The 1,440-nt window shown below is 51.0% G+C and carries 1 rRNA gene; it reads right to left on the bottom strand.

Annotation, left to right across the window (positions count from 1 at the left end):
- Window positions 1-88 precede the first annotated feature (88 nt).
- Window positions 89-1,440 (bottom strand): 23S ribosomal RNA (locus tag AC54AG_RS28265); the annotation flags it as partial.

Genomic DNA, 1,440 nt, shown 5'->3' with positions numbered 1-1,440 from the left:
GGAAGAAGCAAAGATTGGGGTAATGACTGGTAGTATCAACACACACGCAACGTTGTACCGTCTTATCCTCTGTACCTGCTAAGGTTATAGGGACAAGCCGTACGGGCAATTAGTACTGGTTAGCTTAATGCATTACTGCACTTCCACACCCAGCCTATCAACGTCCTGGTCTCGAACGACCCTTCAAAGAGCTCAAGGCTCTGGGAAATCTCATCTCAAGGCAAGTTTCCCGCTTAGATGCTTTCAGCGGTTATCTCTTCCGAACTTAGCTACCCGGCAATGCCACTGGCGTGACAACCGGTACACCAGAGGTTCGTCCACTCCGGTCCTCTCGTACTAGGAGCAGCCCCCTTCAAATTTCCAACGCCCACGGCAGATAGGGACCAAACTGTCTCACGACGTTTTAAACCCAGCTCACGTACCACTTTAAATGGCGAACAGCCATACCCTTGGGACCGGCTACAGCCCCAGGATGTGATGAGCCGACATCGAGGTGCCAAACTCCCCCGTCGATATGAACTCTTGGGAGGAATCAGCCTGTTATCCCCAGAGTACCTTTTATCCGTTGAGCGATGGCCCTTCCATACAGAACCACCGGATCACTATGTCCTACTTTCGTACCTGCTCGACTTGTCAGTCTCGCAGTTAAGCACGCTTATGCCATTGCACTATCAACACGATGTCCGACCGTATCTAGCGTACCTTCGAACTCCTCCGTTACACTTTAGGAGGAGACCGCCCCAGTCAAACTGCCTACCATGCACTGTCCCCGATCCGGATAACGGACCAAGGTTAGAACCTCAAACAAACCAGGGTGGTATTTCAAGGTTGGCTCCACGAGAACTAGCGTCCCCGCTTCAAAGCCTCCCACCTATCCTACACAGATTGGTTCAAAGTCCAATGCAAAGCTACAGTAAAGGTTCATGGGGTCTTTCCGTCTAGCCGCGGGTAGATTGCATCATCACAAACATTTCAACTTCGCTGAGTCTCGGGAGGAGACAGTGTGGCCATCGTTACGCCATTCGTGCAGGTCGGAACTTACCCGACAAGGAATTTCGCTACCTTAGGACCGTTATAGTTACGGCCGCCGTTTACTGGGACTTCAATCAAGAGCTTGCACCCCATCATTTAATCTTCCAGCACCGGGCAGGCGTCACACCCTATACGTCCACTTTCGTGTTTGCAGAGTGCTGTGTTTTTATTAAACAGTCGCAGCCACCAGTTTATTGCAACCCTTTCACCCTCATGGAGTAAACCAATCAAGCTACCGGGGCGTACCTTTTCCCGAAGTTACGGTACCAATTTGCCGAGTTCCTTCTCCCGAGTTCTCTCAAGCGCCTTAGAATACTCATCTCGCCCACCTGTGTCGGTTTGCGGTACGGTCTCGTATGACTGAAGCTTAGAGGCTTTTCTTGGAACCACTTCCGATTGCTTCGTGAA

Source organism: Janthinobacterium sp. BCJ23, assembly GCF_059617945.1.
This window is presented reverse-complemented; position numbering and strand designations above follow the sequence as displayed.